Below are 18,509 nucleotides of genomic sequence, written 5' to 3'. Positions count from 1 at the left end.
GATCGCCCGGTTCTTCCGATAGTACGTGCTCCTCACGGGTTCCGCTTGATCGCCCCCGCCTCGTGACGTTTGTTGTGCGCCCTTCAGCCCCGTCCGTCACACCGTCTATACTTTCCGGTATGCACGTCACTGCCTTTCTCCGCCGCGCGGCGCGTCGCGGTGCCGCCGGGTGCCTCATGGCAGCGGTCCCCGTCGTGCTCCCGGCGCAGCCGTGGATCACCCGTCATCAGGATGCCCTGTGGGCGGGCACGTTTGTGGACCAGCCCATCACCAAGCGCACCGCCCTGTGGTTTGATGGGTCGTGGCGACGTCTCGCCCTGGGGGAGGAGCCGCAGCAGCTGCTGGTGCGGCCAGGGGTGCAGCTCACGGTGGCGCCAGGGGTACGCGTGGCGGCCGGGTACGGCTGGATTGCCACGCAGCCCTACGGAAGTCTGCCCATTGCCAATCCCACGCGCGAGCACCGCACCTGGCAGCAGCTCCTGCTATCGCACAAGGCCGGCGCCTTTACGGTGAGCCACCGGTACCGACTGGAGCAGCGGTGGATCTACCCGTTGCTCTCGGTGGCCGGCGATGACGAGCGAGAGGCCGGCCCCACCACCTATCAGAACCGCCTGCGCTACATGCCGCGGGCGCAGGCCAATCTGGGCTCAGCCAAGGTGAACGGTCGTCCGGTGATTGGGTGGGTCTGGGACGAACTCCTGATGCCGCTGGGGGGACCCACGCAGGCGTTCACCATTGGCCAGAATCGCGCGGCGGCGGGCGTGGGCATTCCGCTCTCAGCGACCACACGCACGGAAGTGGGCTACATGAACCTGTACAACGCGTTCGCGCCGCGGCGGGCGAACGAGATCAATCACACCCTCTGGATCTCGCTGCACTACACGGGCATGGCGCGGTGAGTTCTGAGATCTGAGATTGCCGAGGCGGGATTGGGAGGTGCGAGCGTTGTGAGGCCCGAGATGTGATGGATATCGAGGGTGAGAGGGTCGAGATGACTACGACGATGAGAGGTCCGAGTGCTGGCGTCCGCACGGAAGTGCCCCACACCAGCGGGGGCGCTTCGTGCGGAGGCCACTACTCGGACCTCTCATCGTCGTGGTTGTCGGTCCTCCGACATCGATATCCATCGCACCTTCGCGACTCGCAATCTCTCACCTCCAGATCTCAGATCGGCGAACTCAGATCCGAGCTCTCACCTACTCGGCGAAGTCCGGGCGGGCGCTGGCTATGCCTCCCCCGTCGGTCACGTTGGTGTAGCCCGCGGCCGTCAGCATCTGCTTCGCCATGGCCGAACGGGCCCCGCTGGCGCAGTAGACGAGGATCCGGGATTGCTTCGAGACGCCGGCCACGCCCTCAAGCCCGGCGGGGAGCGTGTCCACGGGAATGCACTGCGCGCCCGGGAGATGGCCGAGCCAAAACTCGACTTTGGAGCGGACGTCAATAACGGCATCGACCGGCTTGCTGCGAAACGTAGGCATGAACTCCTCAGTTTAAGATATGCTTACATAAGTATAAGCTGAGTTCGTATCGCCGGCAAGGGGCGGGATCTGAGATCGCCGGCGGCCGAGGCGGGATCTTGAGGTGCGAGCGTTGCGACGCCCGAGGTGCGATGGATATCGTATGTGAGAGGGTCGAGACAACTACGACAATGAGCAGTGCGAGTACTTACGTCCGCACGACCGTACCCCCCACGGACGCCGCTGGAACAGCGGCCGTCCCCGCAGTCGAACGAGAACGGTAAGTGGCACTCTCCAGGCGGACGAAGTACTCGGACCTCTCACCGTCGTAGTTATCGCATATCCGACATCGATATCCATCGCAACACTCGATCGTCCGACCTCGGACATCGCATCGTCGGATTCTGAGGTCACACCTCTGAAAACAAGAAGCGCGGCCGGACACCGTCCGGCCGCGCTTCCTGTGATCTCCGATCGCTTATTTGTCGGTGTCGAGCATGGCCTTGATCTGGTCCCGCGCGTCCTGCAGGTGCGCCCGCGTGGTGCGGTCGCTCGTGCGGGCCACGGCGCCGGCGATCTCCCGGTCCAGAACACGCATTTCGTCCTTGAGAAGGGGACGGAAATCACGGGTGTTCACGATGCCACCCCCCAGGAACTGGGCCAGCAGTGCGTCCTGCGCACTGGGCGGCGCAGGCTTGATCTTGCTCGCCATGGCCTCGAGGTACGTGGTCTGCAGGCGACGACGATAGGCGTTCACCGGCTGACCGCCGTAGATCTCCTTCCACAGGCCGCGACGCAGATCGGTGAGCATTTCGCCCAGCGAGTACACGTCGGCCTTGTTGGACGCCGTGGCTTCCGCTTCCACCATGCGCTGCAGCTTCGTGTTGTTCACGAGGCTGGAGAGCGAACGCGCCTGTGCGCCGGTGATGCGGTTGATGTTGCCGTCGGCTTCGAACTTGCGCAGCGTGGGCACGTTGATGAGGTACGACGGCGTGGTGAACACCTCGTCGTTCAGGAACTTCACGGCCGCCTTCTGACGGGCGCGCGGCACCGGCGTAAAGACGGGACCGCCCTGGCTCACGGCCTTTTCCTGCTTGTCCGAACCGCCTACGATCTTCGTGACGTGCGCCGCTTCGGTGGCCCACTGGCCAATCACTTCGCCATAGGTCTGACGCAGCAACGAGTAGTCGGCGAGCTTGTTGTTCGTCGCCGCGGCTTCCACGAGCTTCATGACGCGGGCGATGTTCTTGAAGCCCAGCGTGGTGGCGCGCACGGCATCGGCATCGCCAATGGCTTCCGACTGCTCACCCGGATCGGCGCCGCCGGCACCGGCGTCGCTGGCAAAGCGGTACCAGGGCACACTGTCCTGCATACGCGCCCAGCTGTCGAGCGTGGCCTTTTCGTCTTCCGACGTCTTGGCACCCGGGATGGGCTTGTACCCCCACATCACGGCGTAGCGGTCGTACGGGCCCACCTTCGGCACGAGATCGCCGAGGGCGATGCCGTCTTCCGGCTGCGCGATGTAGTTGAAGCGCGCGTAGTCCATGATGCTGGGCGAGTGCCCCATCTTCGCCACCCACGTTTTGCTGCGGATGGAGTCGACCGGATACATCGAGCTGCCCTTGAAGTTGTGGGGGAAGCCGAGGGTGTGCCCCACTTCGTGCGCCACGACGAACTGCACCAGGCGCCCCATGAGCGAATCGGGGAACGGGAACTTCTGCGCGCGCGGGTCCAGATGACCCACCTGCGTGAAGTACCAGTTGCGCTGGAGGTCCATGATGTTGTGGTACATCTGCACGTCGGCGTCGATGATTTCGCCGGTGCGCGGATCGGTGGTGCTGGGGCCCACGGCGTTGGCCACCGGCGACGGCAACCAGCGCACCATGGCCACACTGGCATCTTCACCCGAGAAATCGGGATCATTGGGCGCGTCGGCCGATACGATGCCCTTGGCAAAGCCGGCCTGCTCAAACGCCGGCTGCCACTCCTCAATGCCCGCCTTCACGAAGGGCACGAGCCACTTGGGCGTGGCCGGGTCCACGTAGTACGTGATGGGCTTCTTGGGGGCGCAGAGATTGCCGACCTTCTGGTCGGAGCACTCAAGGCGCCAGCGCGCGATGTAGCGGCGCGGCAGCACGCGCTGCTCGTTGGAGCCGAAATCGGTTTTGTTTTCACCGAAGTAGCCCACGCGCGCGTCCATGAGCCGCGGCATCATGGGCTCGTCCGGCAACCGGACAATGGAGAAGGTGTACGCTTCGGTGGTGGCCTGTGCGGCGCCGCCAAAGCCCGGAATGGGAAGTCCCGGAATGCCACCTGCGCCACCAATGGGCGTGAACGTCTGAATGGCGGTCACGTTCACGTTGCGCGAGAACGCGGCAAACTTGTCGATGTACGAGCGCGACGCGTCCACGGTGGCACGACGGCCGTTGGCAATGAACTCCTGCACGCCGCCGGTGAACATGCGCGTCACCTCGACGACGGCGGCGCTGTCTTTGCCGTACGTTTCGACGTTGAGCGAGGCAATGATCGGGTAGAACTCGATCAGCGACATGGCGCGCCGGGTCTGCTGCAGGCTGTCCGTGGCCACATTGTTGTAGCGCACATCGCGCACGAGAATGCGATTCTCGCGACGTTCAAACCGGATGAGCCGATCGGTGCCCAACGTGCCGTTCAGGCCAATGCCGGCGGGGGTGCCCGCGAGCACGCTGGTGATCACGAAATCCTTGCCCACCTGCGAAGCGGGGATTTCGAAATAGAGGCGCGAACCCACCTGGTGCACGTCAAACACGCCCTTCTTGCTCTTGGCGCGCGGCGTGATGACCTGCGCGTACGGGCGCGGATTGGGCTCGCCCTGGGCGCCAAGGGCGCCGGCGAGGCCCGGAATGTTGGGCAGGCCGGCGGGCGGCTGGCCATTGCCGGGTTGGCCCGGCGTGGGGGTGGGCTGTCCAGGCACGGGCGCGCGCGGGGCGGGCCGGGTGTTTGCGCCGGAAGGCGCAGGCGTGGGAGCGGGCGCCGACACGAACTGCTTGGCGGGCTTGCAGGCGGCAAAAGCCAAACCGGCCAGCACCAGCGGCGTGGAGCGAAAGCGCATTGGACCTGACGAAAAGGAGGGAGGAACGCCCGCTCACTTGGCGGGACACCGGAGTCTAGGCGGGTGCATTCCGTAGGGGAACTACAGGGAGGGCTAAGATCGCGGGGGCGAGATCGGAGACCTCAGACTGACAGAGGCAGACGGTGAGAGTTGTGACGATCGAATGGTGATGGATATCGAATGTGAGAGTCTCGAGATAACCACGACGATGAGAAGTCCGAGCAGTTCCTCCGCGCGGATGTGCCCCACACCGGCCGGTTGGGGGCGGGGGGCGCACGGCGCGCTTCGCGCTGGTGCGCGTCGGGAGTCGCGGCAGTTCCGTGCGGACGCCAGTGCTCGGACTTCTCATCGTCGTCGTTGTCTCGACCCTCTCACATTCGATATCCATCGCACCTCGATCATCACAACTCGCATCGTCCACGTCTAGCAGTCTGGAGTCGGCGGTCTCGGTCTCAGATCCGTGCAAAAAGGAACGGGGGCAGCGGACGACGTCCGCTGCCCCCATTCACTCCGAACAAACCCCCTACTTGTCGCTGTCCAGCATCTTCCTGATCTGGTCCCGCGCGTCTTCCAGGTGCGCCTTGCTCATGCGATCGCTCGTCTTGCCGATCGCCGTCGCGAGGTCCGCATCGAGGGCACGCATTTCCGACTTCAGGATCGGACGGAAGTCTGCAGTGCCCACCGGAGCGGCGGCGCCACGTCCGCCGGCGCCACCACCGCCCGGTGCGGCGGCGGGTGCAGCGGGCGGATTGATCTTGCTGGCCATCGCTTCGAGATACACGCGCTGCAGCCGGCGACGGAAAGCGTCGATGGGCGCGCCCGTGCCGATCTCCTTCCAGAGTCCGGCGCGCAGATCGGCCAGCATGTCGGCCACCGGATACACCTCGCCCTTGCTCGTGGCCATCGCTTCCATTTCCACCATGCGCTGCAGGCGCTCGTTCGCCACCAGTGCCGCCAGCGACCGCGCCTGCGCGTTGCCCACCCGATTCAGGCTGCCGCTCGGCTCGATCTTGCGCAGGATGTCCTGGTTGAGCAGCCACGTGGGCGTCGTGTAGGCGTTGTCCAGCAGGAACTGCAGCGCGTCCTTCTGGCGCGACGGCTCCACGGGACGATAGACCGGGCCCTTCTGGCCGACGTACTTCTCCTGCTTGTACTGACCGCCGAGAATGCGCGCGACATGCCCCATCTCGGTGGCCCACTGACCCACGGTGCGGCCGTAAAGCTCTTCGAGGTCGTCGAACGTCGTGCCGTCCTTCCACGCCGTGGCGCCTTCCAGCAGCGCCATCGTGCGCTTGAGATTCTTCACGCCAAGCGTGGTGGCTTTTACGGCGTCGGCATCGCCGACGGCTTCCGACTGTTCGCCCGGATCCGCACCGCCCGCGCCGGCGTCGCTCGCAAAGCGATACCACGGGATGGTGTCCTGCATCCGCGTCCACTTCTCCAGCGTCGGCTTTTCGTCTTCCGGCGTCTTGGCGTTAGGGATGGGCGTGTAGCCCCACATCACGGCGTACTTGTCATACGGTCCGACCTTCGGAATGAGATCGTCGAGCGCGATGTTGTCTTCCGGCTGCGCGACGTAGTTGAAGCGCGAGTAGTCCATGAGCGTGGGCGTGTGCCCCATCGTCTTCACGAACGTGCGGCTGCGCACCGAGTCCACGGGATACATGGAGCTCGCCTTGAAGTTGTGCGGGAAGCCCAGCGTGTGTCCTACTTCGTGCGCCGTGACGTATTCCACGAGACGCCCCATGAGCGTATCGGGGAACGGCAGCTTCTGCGCGCGCTTGTCGAGATGGCCCACCTGCGTAAAGTACCACGACCGGTTGAGGTTCATCACGTTGAGATACGTCTGCACATCGGCGTCAATGATTTCGCCGGTGCGCGGATCGCGCAGTGACGGACCAACGGCGTTTTCGGTGGCGCTGGGGAGCCAGCGCACCATGGCGACGGTGGCATCTTCACCCGAGAAGTCGGGGTCGTTCTTCGGCGGTTCGGCGGCGATGATGCCCTTGTAGAAGCCGGCGGCTTCGAAGGCCACCTGCCAGTCTTCAATGCCCTTCCTGATCCACGGCTTGATCCACGCCGGCGTGGCGGGGTCGAGGTAGTACGTGATGGGCTTGATGGGGACGCAGAGGTTGCCGACCTTCTTGTCGCTGCACTCGAGACGCCAGCGGCCAATGAAGCGACGCGTCTCCACGCGCTGCGTGGCGCCGCTGAAATCACGCTGCTGCACGCCGAAGTAGCCCACGCGCTCGTCGAGCAGACGCGGCTTCATGGGGTTCTCGGGGAGCTTGGCAATGGAGAAGGTATACTTCTCCGTGGTTGGAGCGGTCGCCGCGCCGGCCGCGCCGGGGAAGCCACCACCACCACCGGGCGCGCCACCCTGCGGCGTAAAGCTCTGCACGGCGGTGACGTTCACATTGCGCGAGTACGCGGCGAACTTCTCGATGTACGAGCGCGCCGCATCGACCTGGGCGCGACGGCCAAGGGCGGTGTATTCGGCGACGCCGCCGGTGAACATGCGCGTCACTTCCACGACCGCGCTGCTGTCCGGCCCGTATGCTTCGATGTTGAGCGCGGCGAGAATCTTGGTCACGCCAATAAGATCGGCGGCGAGCTTCTGCGACGCGGCGGTGTCGGCGATGATGTCGCGGTAATCGGCCTCGCGTACGAAGATGCGATTGTCGCGACGTTCGAAGCGCACGAGGTTATTGCCACCCTGGGTGCCGCGAATGCCGATTTCGTCTGGCGTGCCGGCCAGCGTGGTGACAATCACATAGTCCTTGCCCAACTCGGCGCGCGGAATTTCAAAGAACAGGCGCGCGCCCACCTGGTGCACCTTGAACACGCCGTTTTTGGTCGTGGCCCGCGGCGTGATGACGGCGCCATAGGGACGCGGCTGCGGATCCTGCTGACCACCGGCGGCACCGCCACCCTGGGCACCCGCGCCACCCTGGCCAAATCCGCCGGGGGCGCCAGCGGGACGTCCGGCGGCGGGGGTAGGTGCCCCACTGGGAGCCGGAGTGGGAGTAGGGGCTGGCGCGGGCGCCGGCTTGGGCGCGCAGGCGCCGAGCGTCAGCCCGGCGGCGGCCAGCGTAAAAGAACGATGACGCATGTGTGAGTCTGTCCTGCTGGAGGGAAGCTACGATGTGAAACGGGCGCGACAATGATCAGCCGCGACCCATGTAATACGCATGGCGCCACGGCCGTGCTGATCCGGTGGTCCCAGAGCCTGCTACTGGGGGAGTAGCATCACCCGGCGAACGACCAGCTGCTGGCTGGGCACGTGCACCTCCACCAGCGCGCCGTCGTCCCAAAGCGCGTCAATCCGAAGCCCCTCGACCAGCAGGGTCACGCGTTCCCCGAAGACCTCGACCTGCGCGTTGACCGTCTTGCCGGACGAGGTGAGGTACAGCGGGACTGTGCGCATTCGCAGCTGCGCCGCGTAGAAGGCGAGGTATGACAGGTGGATCATGGAGCGTCCCAGCACCGGGAGGGCTCCGGCCACGGTGGGGCGGGTGTCGCTGGTGGTCTTCCCGTTCGCATAGGAGGTGACCACGATGCTGTCATCGCGTGTCGCGAAATCGGTTTCACTGACCGGACGGAATTCGGCCGGCGCATTGGGAGGGAACACGCCAATGGTGAGTGACGATGGCGCGCCCTTGGTGAGCAATTGATCCCAGCTGAGGCGGATCTGCCCGGGAATGATGTACGCCCCGCGCACCATGGCGGTATCGCTGCGGACCGCCTCAAAGGCGATGGTGTCGCCCAATTGGAGGTACGCAAAGACGGCGCTGCTTGGTGCGGCAGCCGAAGCGGTGTCGGCGGCCGACTGCGCGTGCGCCGCCGAGGGGACCACCAATGCGATGAACAAGCAAATGAGGCGACGCATAGGCGCAAATGTACAGCGCGTCTTCCAAGATCACAGGAGGGGTATGCTCAGAGACCTCGTATGCCTCGGCTAGTCCGTATTTAAGGGATTCCGTCGGCTGTCGTATCGGCGCTGCGCGCGGTCGACGGCTTCCTGGAGGCGACTGAGCAGCAGCCCCATCCCCACCAGCAGCAATACCGGGAGGACCAGCAGCGCAATGGTGAGCGCTTCGCTGCGTTGCCCATGGGCACCGCGCCAGAGCATCCATTGCACGAGCGCAAATACCACGAGCATCTGGGCATTGGTGATATCCATGAACAGCTGCATCTGCGACACGACTTCCCCGTGATACTCGGCGGGCAAGCGCAGCAGCTGCTCCTTCCCGGGAAAGTTGAACAGATCCGGTCGGGTCGGCAGCTTGGCACGGATGACCTCAACTACGAGCGCCACAGAGATGCAGATGGCGATCGGAAAGCCCCATGAGAAGGGCGAGCGTGCGATCATGCCCCCGGCGCGACCGTTGGCGTCGATGCTGCGCGGAATCATGTCGGGGAGCTGCGGATACAGCAGGATGGACGTCGCGACGAGCGCCACGAGACCACCCAATACCCCCAGGCGAATGATTGACATTGGTCGTTTCCTGCGAATCAGCGTGTGTTAGCGGGAGACGCGCACAACCCAGTCGGCCAGCGTACCCAGCACATCGCGGCGCACGTGCGTGTCTTTCAACGTCGCGTAGCCTTGGGGGGCGCCAGAAGGATCGGCGAGGAACAGATGATTGGTGGCCGGGAAGCGCTTCATGGTGATGTTGCGGTTGCCGGCGGCTTTCATGGTGGCGGCGAGAGTATCCGCCTGCTCGGGAGTGACCTGCATGTCGGTGTCGCCCTGCAGAATGAGGACCGGCTGCTTGACGGCGCGCGCGGTCACCAGCGGATCGGTGGTCATGAAGTAGCGCATCCACCGGTTGGTGCGCTGCAGCGAATCCAGCGACGCCGGGACGGTGCGGCGCAGGGAATCCCGCTGACTCTCCGAAAGTCCGGGCGCCGCCTTGATGCCCAGGTCGTTCTGGTACAGCAGAATGCGCCGCCCGTCGTAGGCCGGACCGGCGAGGATGGCAACTGCTTTGACCAGCGGATCCTTGACCGCCACCAGTGGCGCAATGATTCCGCCTTCGCTGTGCCCCGCGACCGTGATGCGCGCGCCGTCCACGTCGGGGCGGGTCCGCAGGAACTGCACGGCACTGAGCATGTCATCGGCAAAGTCGGCACTGGTGGCGGAATCACGTGACGACCGTCCACCACTCTGGCCAACGCCGCGATCATCGTAGCGCAACACCGCAATGCCACGGCGTCCCAGGGTGTCGGCGATATCGCGAAACGGCGCGTAATCCTTCACGATGGCAATGCGGGAATCGCGATCTTGCGGCCCGCTGCCGCTCACGGTGACCAGCACCGGGACCTTCCCGGTCACGCCTTTGGGGCGGGTGAGCGTGCCGGCCAGCGTATAGCCGCGCGATGTGGGAATGGTGACGTGTTCACTGGTGTACGGTGCGTTGGCGGGCGCGTCGTAGTTCACGGCGGCGGCTGGCGGCACCGCAATGGGCGCGCCCGCTCGCACGGCCCGCAGGTTCTGCGCGGGCACCGTGACACTCACTGGCGCGCCGTCGGCCCACACGATGTGCAGCGCCATGCCGGCCATCGTCATGGTGGTGGTGTCGCCACGCCGTTCCATGATGGCGTCCAGCGTCTGCGCGCCCTGCGTGAGAATCACCGGGAGCGTGCTGCGGTCGGTTTCACGCGCCAGCTGCGTGAGCAGGGCACTGTGCAACAGGGAGTTGTTGATCAGCGGCACCGCCCCGGCGCGCATGGGCACCCGTTGCGGGCGCATGGCCCCGCGGGTGCCCACCTCCACCTGCAGGGTATCGCCCTGCGGCGCAAAGCTGGCCACCTGTACCGGCGCCGCATCGGCCGCGCTACCAGGCGCGAACACGTTCAACGTGAGCCGCAGCGGCGTGCGCACCTGCTCCCACTCCACGCGCGGTTGCCCCCGATACTGCAGCACACCGCGCACCACGCCATTGCCCGGCGTGATCTGTTCCGTGCCAAGGGTATCGGCGCCGCGCAGGTACACGAAGCTCACCGGCCCCCCCTGCGCGTTGGCCACTGACGAGAGCATGAGGCCGGCCACGACAAGAAGGACGGTGAGGACGAGTGCCACCGTCCCGGCGCTACGGGAACGCTTGAAGGCGAGGTGCAGCATGGTTGTGGGTGTTGTGAGTAAACGGAAGTGGGTTACTGCCTAAATGCGGGGGCGGTTCGAATCAGTCGTGCACCCGCTACATGATCCCCTCGCAGGAAACGCAGCGACGCTTCGACCACATCCGGATCACCCATCAGACCGTGCGACTGAAATGGCACCACCAGATGACGGCCGAAGGTGAAGGTCGCCAACAACTCCTCCACATTGGCCACTGGGGTCCGGCCATCCCACGTCCCGCTGATGAACAACACCGGAACTGGTACAGCCTTGCTGCGCGTACTGCCCGCTGCCCTCGCTGATCGCAGTTCATCCGTCCGGCACTGCACGTTGGCGGGGAAGTCCATGGCATCGCCAAGTCGAGCCGTGCGGATGTCCGCATCAATGGCGGCCCACCGTGCCGCGCTTGCACCAGACGCGCAGTTGACCAGCAAATTCATGGCGTTGAGCGGTCGGGCGGCGCGCAGGCGCATGGCGGTGGGCGCCAACAGCTCGAGCTTTCCCTCGGCCATGGCGTAAAGCTGCGACGGCAACGTCACAATAGTCCGCTGCTCGCCCAGCGCATCCGTCACGAATCGTTGCAAATCGAAGGCGTCCAGGCGGATTTCGCTGCTGCCAACCGTCACCACCGGTGTCGTTGCCGCGAGTTGCGTGCGCAGCGAATCGAAAACCTCCAACAGCGGCCTGCGACCGGCGAACCGCGGGTCTCGTGATGCCACCTGGGATATATCCGCAAACACCGCGTCGATTCGACTCGGCCGTTTGAAGGTGTCATCCGGGCCCTCAACCCCGGCCAATACGGCGCGCGCGGTCCGTTTGGGATACGCCTGCATGTACGCGAGCCCGAGGTGCGTGCCGTAACTGCCACCATACAAGGACACGCTGGGAACGCCGATCGCAATGCGGAGTGACTCGAGATCCTCGACACTTTCTCCCGTGCTGTAGCCGGCCCGCTGAACACCGCTCGCCTGCAACTGTGCGAGGCAGGTGTGTGCTGCGGACAGCGAAAGCGAATCGCGCTGTGCACGAGTGAGCCGCAGATCAGGGGACACGGCAGCCGATGGCGCACAGACAAGCAAGGGAATGGATGTGCCTGTGGCCCGCTGATCAAAGGCAATCAGATCCCCTGCGACGAGCAGAAAATCCAACAAGGCGACGGGCATGGTGGAGATGGCGCGCGTGCCCGCGTCACCAGGTCCGCCCGCGAGAAAGACAATAGGCGGAGCATCCGGTCCACTCGTGCCAACGCTGCCGCTGAAGCGCAGCCAGCGGAGAGTGACCCGGCGTGCGCTGGTCCCACGTCGCCACTCCGGTACGCGCAATGTGCCGCGAACCGCCACCCGTTCCCCGCTGCGCAGGCGTACGGAGAGCGTGTCGAACTGCACGGAGTCCCCGCGTGCCGTCACCTGCCAGGGTGATCCAGTGGTTTGCGCGCTACTCTCGTCAGGCCCCGCTACCAACAAACCGCCGAGCATGAATAATCTGACAAGTGAGCACGTCATGTCTCTGACTCCGGTGCAGTATCCGGCATCCCGCCGCCCTTCGGCGCGCGCCCCGCATCGCGGAGCGCGCGCCTCAAGAGAAACTCGATCTGCCCGTTGAGACTGCGCAGGTCGTCATTGGCCCAGCGTTGCACCGCGTCCAACGTCTCGCGGTCCACACGCAGCAGGAATGACTTACGTTCAGCCATGAGGCAGGCCGGTCGAAAAAGGCACGATCACCAATACCGGAATCAGGTATACAGCGAGCCGGTGTTCACCACTGGCTGGGTCGACCGCTCCGAACAGAGCACGACGAGCAGATTGCTCACCATGGCCGCCTTGCGCTCGGTGTCCAGCTCCACGATGTCGCGTTCCTTGAGGGCGTCGAGCGCCATCTGCACCATGCCCACGGCCCCTTCCACGATGGTCTGCCGCGCCGCCACAATGGCACTGGCCTGCTGACGCTGCAACATGGCCGCCGCGATTTCGGGGGAATACGCGAGGTGACTGATGCGGGCTTCAATCACTTCCACGCCGGCCTTGGCCAGGCGGTCCACCAAGGCCTCGGCCAACCCCTTGTTCACTTCGTTCTGGTGTGTGCTGAGCGCAATCTCGTTGTTGCCGTGGGCGTCATACGGATGCTGCGTGGCCAGCGCGCGCAGCGCCGATTCGCTCTGCACGGCCACGTACTGCACATAGTCGTTCACTTCAAAGAGCGCTTCGGCGGTATCGGTCACGCGCCACACGACAATGGCGCCGATCTCCACCGGGTTGGAGTACGCGTCGTTCACCTTGAGCTTGTTCGTCTCGAAGTTGCGCACGCGCAGCGACACGCCGGTCTTGCTCATGAAGGGATTGACCCACCACAACCCGGGCTCGCGCACCGTGCCTTTGTACGTGCCAAAGAGCGTAAGCGCCTTGCCTTCGTTGGGCTCCACCGTGAACAGGCCGGGCAGCCCCAGCCCCAAGAGCGAGCCTACCAGGAGGGCGGGAATGGCCATCGCAAAGTCATCGGCCCGGGCGCCTACATAGAACCCGTACAGGCCGCCCAGCAGGCCAACGGACAGCACAACCGCAGCCAGCACGCCGCTGGTGGGTTTGACGGAAATTTCGCGGAGCATTACTGAGAACCTCGGAGAGGGTGGTATTGAAGTGATATCACTTCAATAGCCAATACGCGAGGGGTAACCGCAGGTTTCAGGGTGATTGTGCGTGCCAAATACTGGCAAGCGCGCCCCCCAACGCTGCTTCGGTTGGGGCGTAGCTTTCATGTAATACGGATGCTCATGCTCCTTCCCCTGGAGGTTTTGCTGTGATGCGTTTCTCCCCGCGCTTCGCTCTGCTGCTCGGCGCGATGGTCCCGTTGGCCTCCGCGTCAGCGCAGACCGCCCGCCCCACGGCGGCTCGCCCCGTGGCTCGCGCCGCGGCGCCGTCCCCGCTGGCCGCCTCGTTCGATACCGCCGCGCTCTCCGCCGTGCGCTGGCGGGAAATTGGCCCCTACCGCGGTGGCCGCTCCGTGGCCGTGGCCGGATCGGCGGCCCGCCCCAAGGAGTACTGGATGGGCACCACCGGCAGCGGGGTCATGAAGACCACCGATGGCGGTGAAAGCTGGATGCCCATGACCGACCGCTACTTTGGCGGCACTGTAGGTGCCGTGGCGGTGGCCCCCAGCAATCCGGACGTGGTGTATGTGGGCGGTGGGGAGTTCGCCATTCGCGGCAACGTGTCGCACGGCGACGGCATGTGGAAGACCACCGATGGTGGCAAGACGTGGGCGAACATCGGGTTGAACGATTCGCGGCAGATTGCCAAGGTGCGCGTGCACCCCACCAATCCTGATCTGGTGTACGCCGCAGTGCAGGGGCATGTGTGGGCCCCCAACAACGAGCGCGGCGTGTTCCGCAGCAAGGACGGCGGCAAGTCGTGGCAGAAGGTGCTCTTCCGCGATGACTCCACCGGCGCGGCCGATCTGGTCATGGACCCGAGCAACCCCAACGTGCTCTACGCCGGCTTCTGGCAGGCGTACCGCAAGCCATGGATGCTCTATTCCGGCGGCAAGGGTTCGGGGATGTTCAAGACCACTGATGGTGGCGACACCTGGACCGAAATCACCAAGAATCCCGGCCTCCCCTCCGGCCTTTGGGGCAATATCGGCATCACCGTCAGCGGCGCCAATCCGCGCCGCGTGTACGCGCTCATTGAAGCCGATCAGGGCGGTGTGTATCGCTCCGACGATGCCGGCGCCACGTGGGAGCGTGTGAACGACGAACGCAAGCTGCGTCAGCGCGCGTGGTACTACACCAAGATTTACGCCGACCCCAAGAACGCCGACGTGGTGTACGCGTCAAACGTGCAGTTCCAGGTGTCGAAGGACGCCGGCAAGACGTGGAGCAACCTCAATCCGCCGCACGGTGACTCGCACGACCTGTGGATTGCCCCCGATGATCCAAGCCGCATGATTGAAGGCGACGACGGTGGTGCCTCGGTGAGCGTGGACACGGGCAAAACGTGGACGGCGCAGGACTTCGCCACGGCCCAGTTCTATCACGTCACCACCACCAATCACTTCCCGTATCAGATCTGCGGCGCGCAGCAGGACAACAGCACGCTGTGCGGTCCGTCGCGGGCGCGTGGTGGCATCACGATCGATATGTGGAAGGACGCCGGCGGCGGCGAGTCGGGCTTCATTGCTGCGCTGCCGAACAATCCGGACATCGTGTTTGCCGGCAGCTACGGCGGCTTCCTTACGCGCAAGGACATGCGTACCGGCATGGAGCGCGACGTGAATCCGTGGCCGCTCAATCCCATGGGGCACGACGCGAAAGATGCGAAGTACCGCATGCAGTGGACCTTCCCCATCGTGGTGAGCCCGCACGATCCCAAGACGTTGTATGTGGGATCGAGTGTGCTCTTCAAGACCACCAATGAAGGCGACAGCTACACCGCCATTTCGCCTGACCTTTCGCGCAACGATCCGCGCACGCTGGGTCCGTCGGGTGGTCCGATCACGAAGGACCAGACGAGCGTGGAGTATTACGGCACGGTGTTCGCCATTGCCGAGTCGCCCATTGCCAAGGGAACGATCTGGGCCGGGACCGACGATGGCCTGGTGCACGTGACGCGCAACGGTGGCCTGTCGTGGACGAACGTGACGCCGCCGCTGCTCAAGGAACGGGAGTGGGCGCGCATCTCCATTGTGGAGGCCTCGCACTTCAACGCCGGCACGGCGTATGTGGCGGCCAATCGGTTCCAGATGGACGACCAGGAGCCGTACCTCTTCAAGACGTCTGACTTTGGCAAGACGTGGACGCGCATCAACACGGGCATCCCCAACACCGAGTTTACGCGCGTGATTCGCGAAGACGACGTGCGTCCGGGGCTGCTCTTCGCCGGCACCGAGCGCGGTGTGTACGCCTCACTCGATGACGGCGCGACGTGGTTCTCGCTCAAGCGCAATCTCCCCATCGTGCCGGTGCACGATCTCGCCATCAAGGAAGGCGATCTCATTGCCGGAACGCATGGTCGTTCGTTCTACGTGATCGACGACATCGGTGTGCTGCGTCAGCTGTCGGCCGAGGTGCTGGCCAAGAAGGCGCATTTGTTTACGCCGCGTCCGTCGTATCGCATTAATTGGGGCGGTGGCTTCCAGATTGGTGCGCCCACCAGCCCGGTGGGGCAGAATCCGCCCAACGGCGCGATTGTGTACTACTGGCTCAAGGAGAAGGCCGGCAAGGTCACGATCGAGTTCCGTGACAGCACCGGACGCACCGTGAAGTCGTTCTCGAGCGATCAAGTCGTCGCTGCCGGTGGTCCCGGGGGCCGTCGGGCGGTGGCCGGTGATCGTCCGCCCACCAACACGGTGGGGATGAACACCTTCTCGTGGAACCTGCGCGAGCCGGATGCCACCACGTTCAACGGCATGATCATGTGGGCCGGTGTGACCACGGGTCCATTGGTACTGCCGGGCAACTACACCGTGCGCTTGCTCGTTGACGGCGCTCCCGCTGGCGATGCCAAGTTGCTGGTGAAGAAGGATCCGCGCAGTGACGCGACGCCGCTGGATCTGGTGGCGCAGTACAAGCTGCTCATGGCTATCCGCGATCGCACCACCGACGCCAACGACGCCGTGCGCACCGTGCGCAACGTGCGCCAGCAGGCGGTTACGCGCATGAACCAGGTGGGCAGCGATTCGGCCGCCTACGCCGGCCTGGTCAAGTCGCTCGACGCCAAGATCAGCGAGATGGAAGCGCAGATCTATCAGGTGAAGAATCAGTCCGGCCAGGACCCGCTCAACTTCCCGATCAAGGTGAACAACCAGATCGCGGCGTTGGCCGGTGTGGTGGGGAGCACCGAAGCGCGCCCCACCAAACAGTCGCAGCAGGTGTTCGAGCTGCTCACCAAGGAGCTCGAGGTCTATCTCGTGGAGCTGCGAAAGGCGTACAAGGAGCTCCTTCCGCCCATCGACGAGATTCTCAAGAAGCACGGGCACCCGGTCATTGAAGTGAAGCCGGCCGACACCCCGCAGGCGCGCCAGACGAGCGCCGAGGAGATCACCGGACAGTAATCGCCACATTTTTTCTCTGTGGCCCACGTCTCCGATGGCGGATTCCCCCGCCATCGGAGACGTTCTGGTTTTTCCGGGATACGGCCTGACGACGTGCGGTTTGGCTAGGGAGCGGGCGGTTGGACGCTCAAGCGCCGTATGGCCGCAATCCCCAACGCCGGACCCACTGCCAGGATCGTAAAGGCCCAGGGCCACCCCAGCTGGTCGGCAAGCACTGGCACCAGCTGAATGACGCCGGCCGTCAGCAGAAACCCGAGCGACGTTTGCAGCGTGAGTGCCGTGCCCACCGCATGGGGCGGCACGCCCTCCGTGACCATCACGGAGAACTGCGCGCTGTCGGCAATGACAAAGAATCCCCACACTAGCGCCAGCGGCGCCAACAGCCAAAGGGAACGCCCAAAGGTGAGGCCAATGAGCAGCGCACAAATGCCGCTGATCGCCATCGACAAATTCACCAGCCACGCGCGCCCGCGTTTGTCGGCCAGAATGCCACCCCAGACGCACCCTACACCGCCCACAGCGAGCGCGGCAAACGCAATGAGTGTCGCCGCGCCGGAGTGCAGAGCCTGCGGATCGCGGGCCGTCACACTGGCCGCAATGAACACCGGAAGCCAGGTCCATGCGGCATACAGCTCCCACATGTGCCCGAGGTAGCCCCCCATGGCCAGCCGCCACGGTCGTGTGCGTACCACCTCACCCACCAGCGTCCACGAGAAGCGTCGCGGCGGAAAGGGGTACGGGCCATCACGATAGCCCAGCGCAATGGCACAGCCAGCCAGCACAGCGCCCACGGACGCGGCCAACGTGACATTGGTGATGGTCGCGCCCGGGAGCGCCTTCACCAAATAGGGGAGCGCCTTGCCCACGGTGAGGGCACCCACCACCGTGCCCACCGCGAGGCCACGGCGGGCCCGGAACCACGTGGCAATCATCTTCATCGCCGGTGGGTACACACCGGCGAGGCAGAAACCGGTGAGGAACCGCCAGAGCAACGCCGTGGAGAGATCCGAAGCGGTGAGTACCATGGCGTTGCCCACAGCGGCCAGCAGGGCACTGACGGTGAACAGTCGTTTGGTGGGCCACACATCGGCGAGGTTGAGCAGCGCCGACATGGCGGTGCCGCCCACAAAACCCAATTGCACCACCGTGGTGAGCCACGCGGCTTCGCTGCTGGTGAGCAGCCAGCGCGTCTGGTACTGCGCCGACACGGCACTGGCGGCGAACCAGAGCGACATACCCAGGAGCTCTGCCAGCGCGACCAACGCCAGCATGCGCCATCGTGCAGGATCCGTGTCCGGCGCGACGGTCGTGCGGGCGGTCTCGCTCACGTTGCCGTGTTGGCTTCGTTCACGGGTTCTCCCAGTTGGCGGCCGAGTGCCTCCACAAAGCCGTCAAGCCGTTGCGAGTGCGCACCGAAGGAGCGAAGAAACCGTTGAATGGGATTGCGGACATCCACTTCTTCGGCCGCTGACAGCTGCGTGCCGCCCTTCTGCGCGAGCAATGTCAGTGTCCAGGTGCCCATCGGCGTTCCGGTGTCATCGAGCAGTTGCGTGGTGAGCGCATGCGGCGCGTGCTCCTGGAGCACCGTCATGGCCGGGAGACTCGCGCACCATGCCGGTGTCTCGTCGATCGTGCGCACCAACGTCCACACCGCATCAATGGGGGCGCGAAAGTACAGGTCACGCGTGGCGCGATGGGTACGCGCCGTGGCCAGCCCGCCAAGGATCAGCGCCACCACGACCGACGCGATTGCCGCCATCACGAGCAGGATCCAGTTCATCATTGGCCTGCG

The 18,509-nt window shown here is 64.9% G+C and carries 13 protein-coding genes; 2 read left to right on the top strand and 11 right to left on the bottom strand.

What is annotated here, in order from left to right; genetic code table 11:
* Positions 1–119 precede the first annotated feature (119 nt).
* Complete coding sequence (locus GEMMAAP_RS17375; RefSeq protein WP_053333559.1) at positions 120–899, top strand: DUF2490 domain-containing protein; 780 nt, start codon at positions 120–122, stop codon at positions 897–899.
* 297 nt (positions 900–1,196) lie between these two features.
* On the opposite strand, the gene GEMMAAP_RS17370 is transcribed toward GEMMAAP_RS17375, so the two are convergent.
* From GEMMAAP_RS17370 to GEMMAAP_RS17330, 9 genes are all read right to left on the bottom strand, one after another.
* Positions 1,197–1,478 carry a rhodanese-like domain-containing protein gene (locus tag GEMMAAP_RS17370; RefSeq protein WP_043579332.1) on the bottom strand — a complete coding sequence of 94 codons (282 nt, stop codon included), beginning with the start codon at positions 1,476–1,478 and terminating at the stop codon, positions 1,197–1,199.
* A gap of 457 nt (positions 1,479–1,935) precedes the next feature.
* Positions 1,936–4,548, bottom strand: a complete 2,613-nt coding sequence (locus GEMMAAP_RS17365; protein WP_053333560.1) for a zinc-dependent metalloprotease — start codon at positions 4,546–4,548, stop codon at positions 1,936–1,938.
* A 523-nt stretch (positions 4,549–5,071) separates the two neighbouring features.
* On the bottom strand, positions 5,072–7,660 hold the full coding sequence (locus tag GEMMAAP_RS17360; protein ID WP_053333561.1) for a zinc-dependent metalloprotease: 2,589 nt from the start codon (positions 7,658–7,660) through the stop codon (positions 5,072–5,074).
* Between the two features lie 120 nt (positions 7,661–7,780).
* Positions 7,781–8,437, bottom strand: coding sequence for a hypothetical protein (locus GEMMAAP_RS17355; protein WP_026848205.1), 657 nt, complete (start codon positions 8,435–8,437; stop codon positions 7,781–7,783).
* Between the two features lie 69 nt (positions 8,438–8,506).
* Positions 8,507–9,046, bottom strand: coding sequence for an SdpI family protein (locus tag GEMMAAP_RS17350; RefSeq protein ID WP_026848206.1), 540 nt, complete (start codon positions 9,044–9,046; stop codon positions 8,507–8,509).
* Positions 9,047–9,073: 27 nt separating this feature from the next.
* Entirely contained in the window at positions 9,074–10,675 is a 1,602-nt protein-coding gene (locus tag GEMMAAP_RS17345; RefSeq protein WP_053333562.1) for an alpha/beta hydrolase family protein, read from the bottom strand.
* 32 nt (positions 10,676–10,707) lie between these two features.
* Complete coding sequence (locus GEMMAAP_RS17340; RefSeq protein ID WP_026848207.1) at positions 10,708–12,147, bottom strand: alpha/beta hydrolase; 1,440 nt, start codon at positions 12,145–12,147, stop codon at positions 10,708–10,710.
* Between the two features lie 23 nt (positions 12,148–12,170).
* Complete coding sequence (locus GEMMAAP_RS21000; RefSeq protein WP_026848208.1) at positions 12,171–12,362, bottom strand: type II toxin-antitoxin system antitoxin; 192 nt, start codon at positions 12,360–12,362, stop codon at positions 12,171–12,173.
* Between the two features lie 42 nt (positions 12,363–12,404).
* The gene (locus GEMMAAP_RS17330; protein ID WP_082821441.1) at positions 12,405–13,274 is read right to left on the bottom strand and encodes an SPFH domain-containing protein; all 870 of its coding nucleotides are present in this window, start codon (positions 13,272–13,274) and stop codon (positions 12,405–12,407) included.
* Between the two features lie 194 nt (positions 13,275–13,468).
* Here GEMMAAP_RS17330 and GEMMAAP_RS17325 point away from each other — a divergent pair, with 194 nt between their 5' ends.
* The gene (locus tag GEMMAAP_RS17325) at positions 13,469–16,717 is read left to right on the top strand and encodes a VPS10 domain-containing protein (protein WP_053333563.1); all 3,249 of its coding nucleotides are present in this window, start codon (positions 13,469–13,471) and stop codon (positions 16,715–16,717) included.
* Between the two features lie 104 nt (positions 16,718–16,821).
* Here GEMMAAP_RS17325 and GEMMAAP_RS17320 read toward each other — a convergent pair whose 3' ends face one another.
* Together GEMMAAP_RS17320 and GEMMAAP_RS17315 are read right to left on the bottom strand one after the other, a co-directional pair.
* A complete protein-coding gene (locus GEMMAAP_RS17320) occupies positions 16,822–18,045 on the bottom strand; it encodes an MFS transporter (RefSeq protein WP_202969162.1) in 1,224 nt (407 codons plus the stop codon).
* Positions 18,042–18,500: a hypothetical protein gene (locus tag GEMMAAP_RS17315; protein WP_026848211.1), complete on the bottom strand. Its 459-nt coding sequence runs from the start codon at positions 18,498–18,500 to the stop codon at positions 18,042–18,044. Before GEMMAAP_RS17315 ends, GEMMAAP_RS17320 begins: the two co-directional genes overlap by 4 nt.
* Between the last annotated feature and the right edge of the window lie 9 nt (positions 18,501–18,509).

The organism is Gemmatimonas phototrophica, from assembly GCF_000695095.2.
GTDB classification, from domain to species: Bacteria; Gemmatimonadota; Gemmatimonadetes; order Gemmatimonadales; family Gemmatimonadaceae; genus Gemmatimonas; species Gemmatimonas phototrophica.
Note: the sequence above shows the minus strand (reverse complement) of the source record. Positions and strands in the feature narration are given on the sequence as shown.

Bases quoted from the DNA above. Each gene is read 5' to 3' on its own strand.
- GEMMAAP_RS17375 (WP_053333559.1), top strand. From the start codon at position 120: ATGCACGTCACTGCCTTTCTCCGCCGCGCGGCGCGTCGCGGTGCCGCC.
- GEMMAAP_RS17370 (WP_043579332.1), bottom strand. From the start codon at position 1,478: ATGCCTACGTTTCGCAGCAAGCCGGTCGATGCCGTTATTGACGTCCGC.
- GEMMAAP_RS17365 (WP_053333560.1), bottom strand. From the start codon at position 4,548: ATGCGCTTTCGCTCCACGCCGCTGGTGCTGGCCGGTTTGGCTTTTGCC.
- GEMMAAP_RS17360 (WP_053333561.1), bottom strand. From the start codon at position 7,660: ATGCGTCATCGTTCTTTTACGCTGGCCGCCGCCGGGCTGACGCTCGGC.
- GEMMAAP_RS17355 (WP_026848205.1), bottom strand. From the start codon at position 8,437: ATGCGTCGCCTCATTTGCTTGTTCATCGCATTGGTGGTCCCCTCGGCG.
- GEMMAAP_RS17350 (WP_026848206.1), bottom strand. From the start codon at position 9,046: ATGTCAATCATTCGCCTGGGGGTATTGGGTGGTCTCGTGGCGCTCGTC.
- GEMMAAP_RS17345 (WP_053333562.1), bottom strand. From the start codon at position 10,675: ATGCTGCACCTCGCCTTCAAGCGTTCCCGTAGCGCCGGGACGGTGGCA.
- GEMMAAP_RS17340 (WP_026848207.1), bottom strand. From the start codon at position 12,147: ATGCTCGGCGGTTTGTTGGTAGCGGGGCCTGACGAGAGTAGCGCGCAA.
- GEMMAAP_RS21000 (WP_026848208.1), bottom strand. From the start codon at position 12,362: ATGGCTGAACGTAAGTCATTCCTGCTGCGTGTGGACCGCGAGACGTTG.
- GEMMAAP_RS17330 (WP_082821441.1), bottom strand. From the start codon at position 13,274: ATGCTCCGCGAAATTTCCGTCAAACCCACCAGCGGCGTGCTGGCTGCG.
- GEMMAAP_RS17325 (WP_053333563.1), top strand. From the start codon at position 13,469: ATGCGTTTCTCCCCGCGCTTCGCTCTGCTGCTCGGCGCGATGGTCCCG.
- GEMMAAP_RS17315 (WP_026848211.1), bottom strand. From the start codon at position 18,500: ATGATGAACTGGATCCTGCTCGTGATGGCGGCAATCGCGTCGGTCGTG.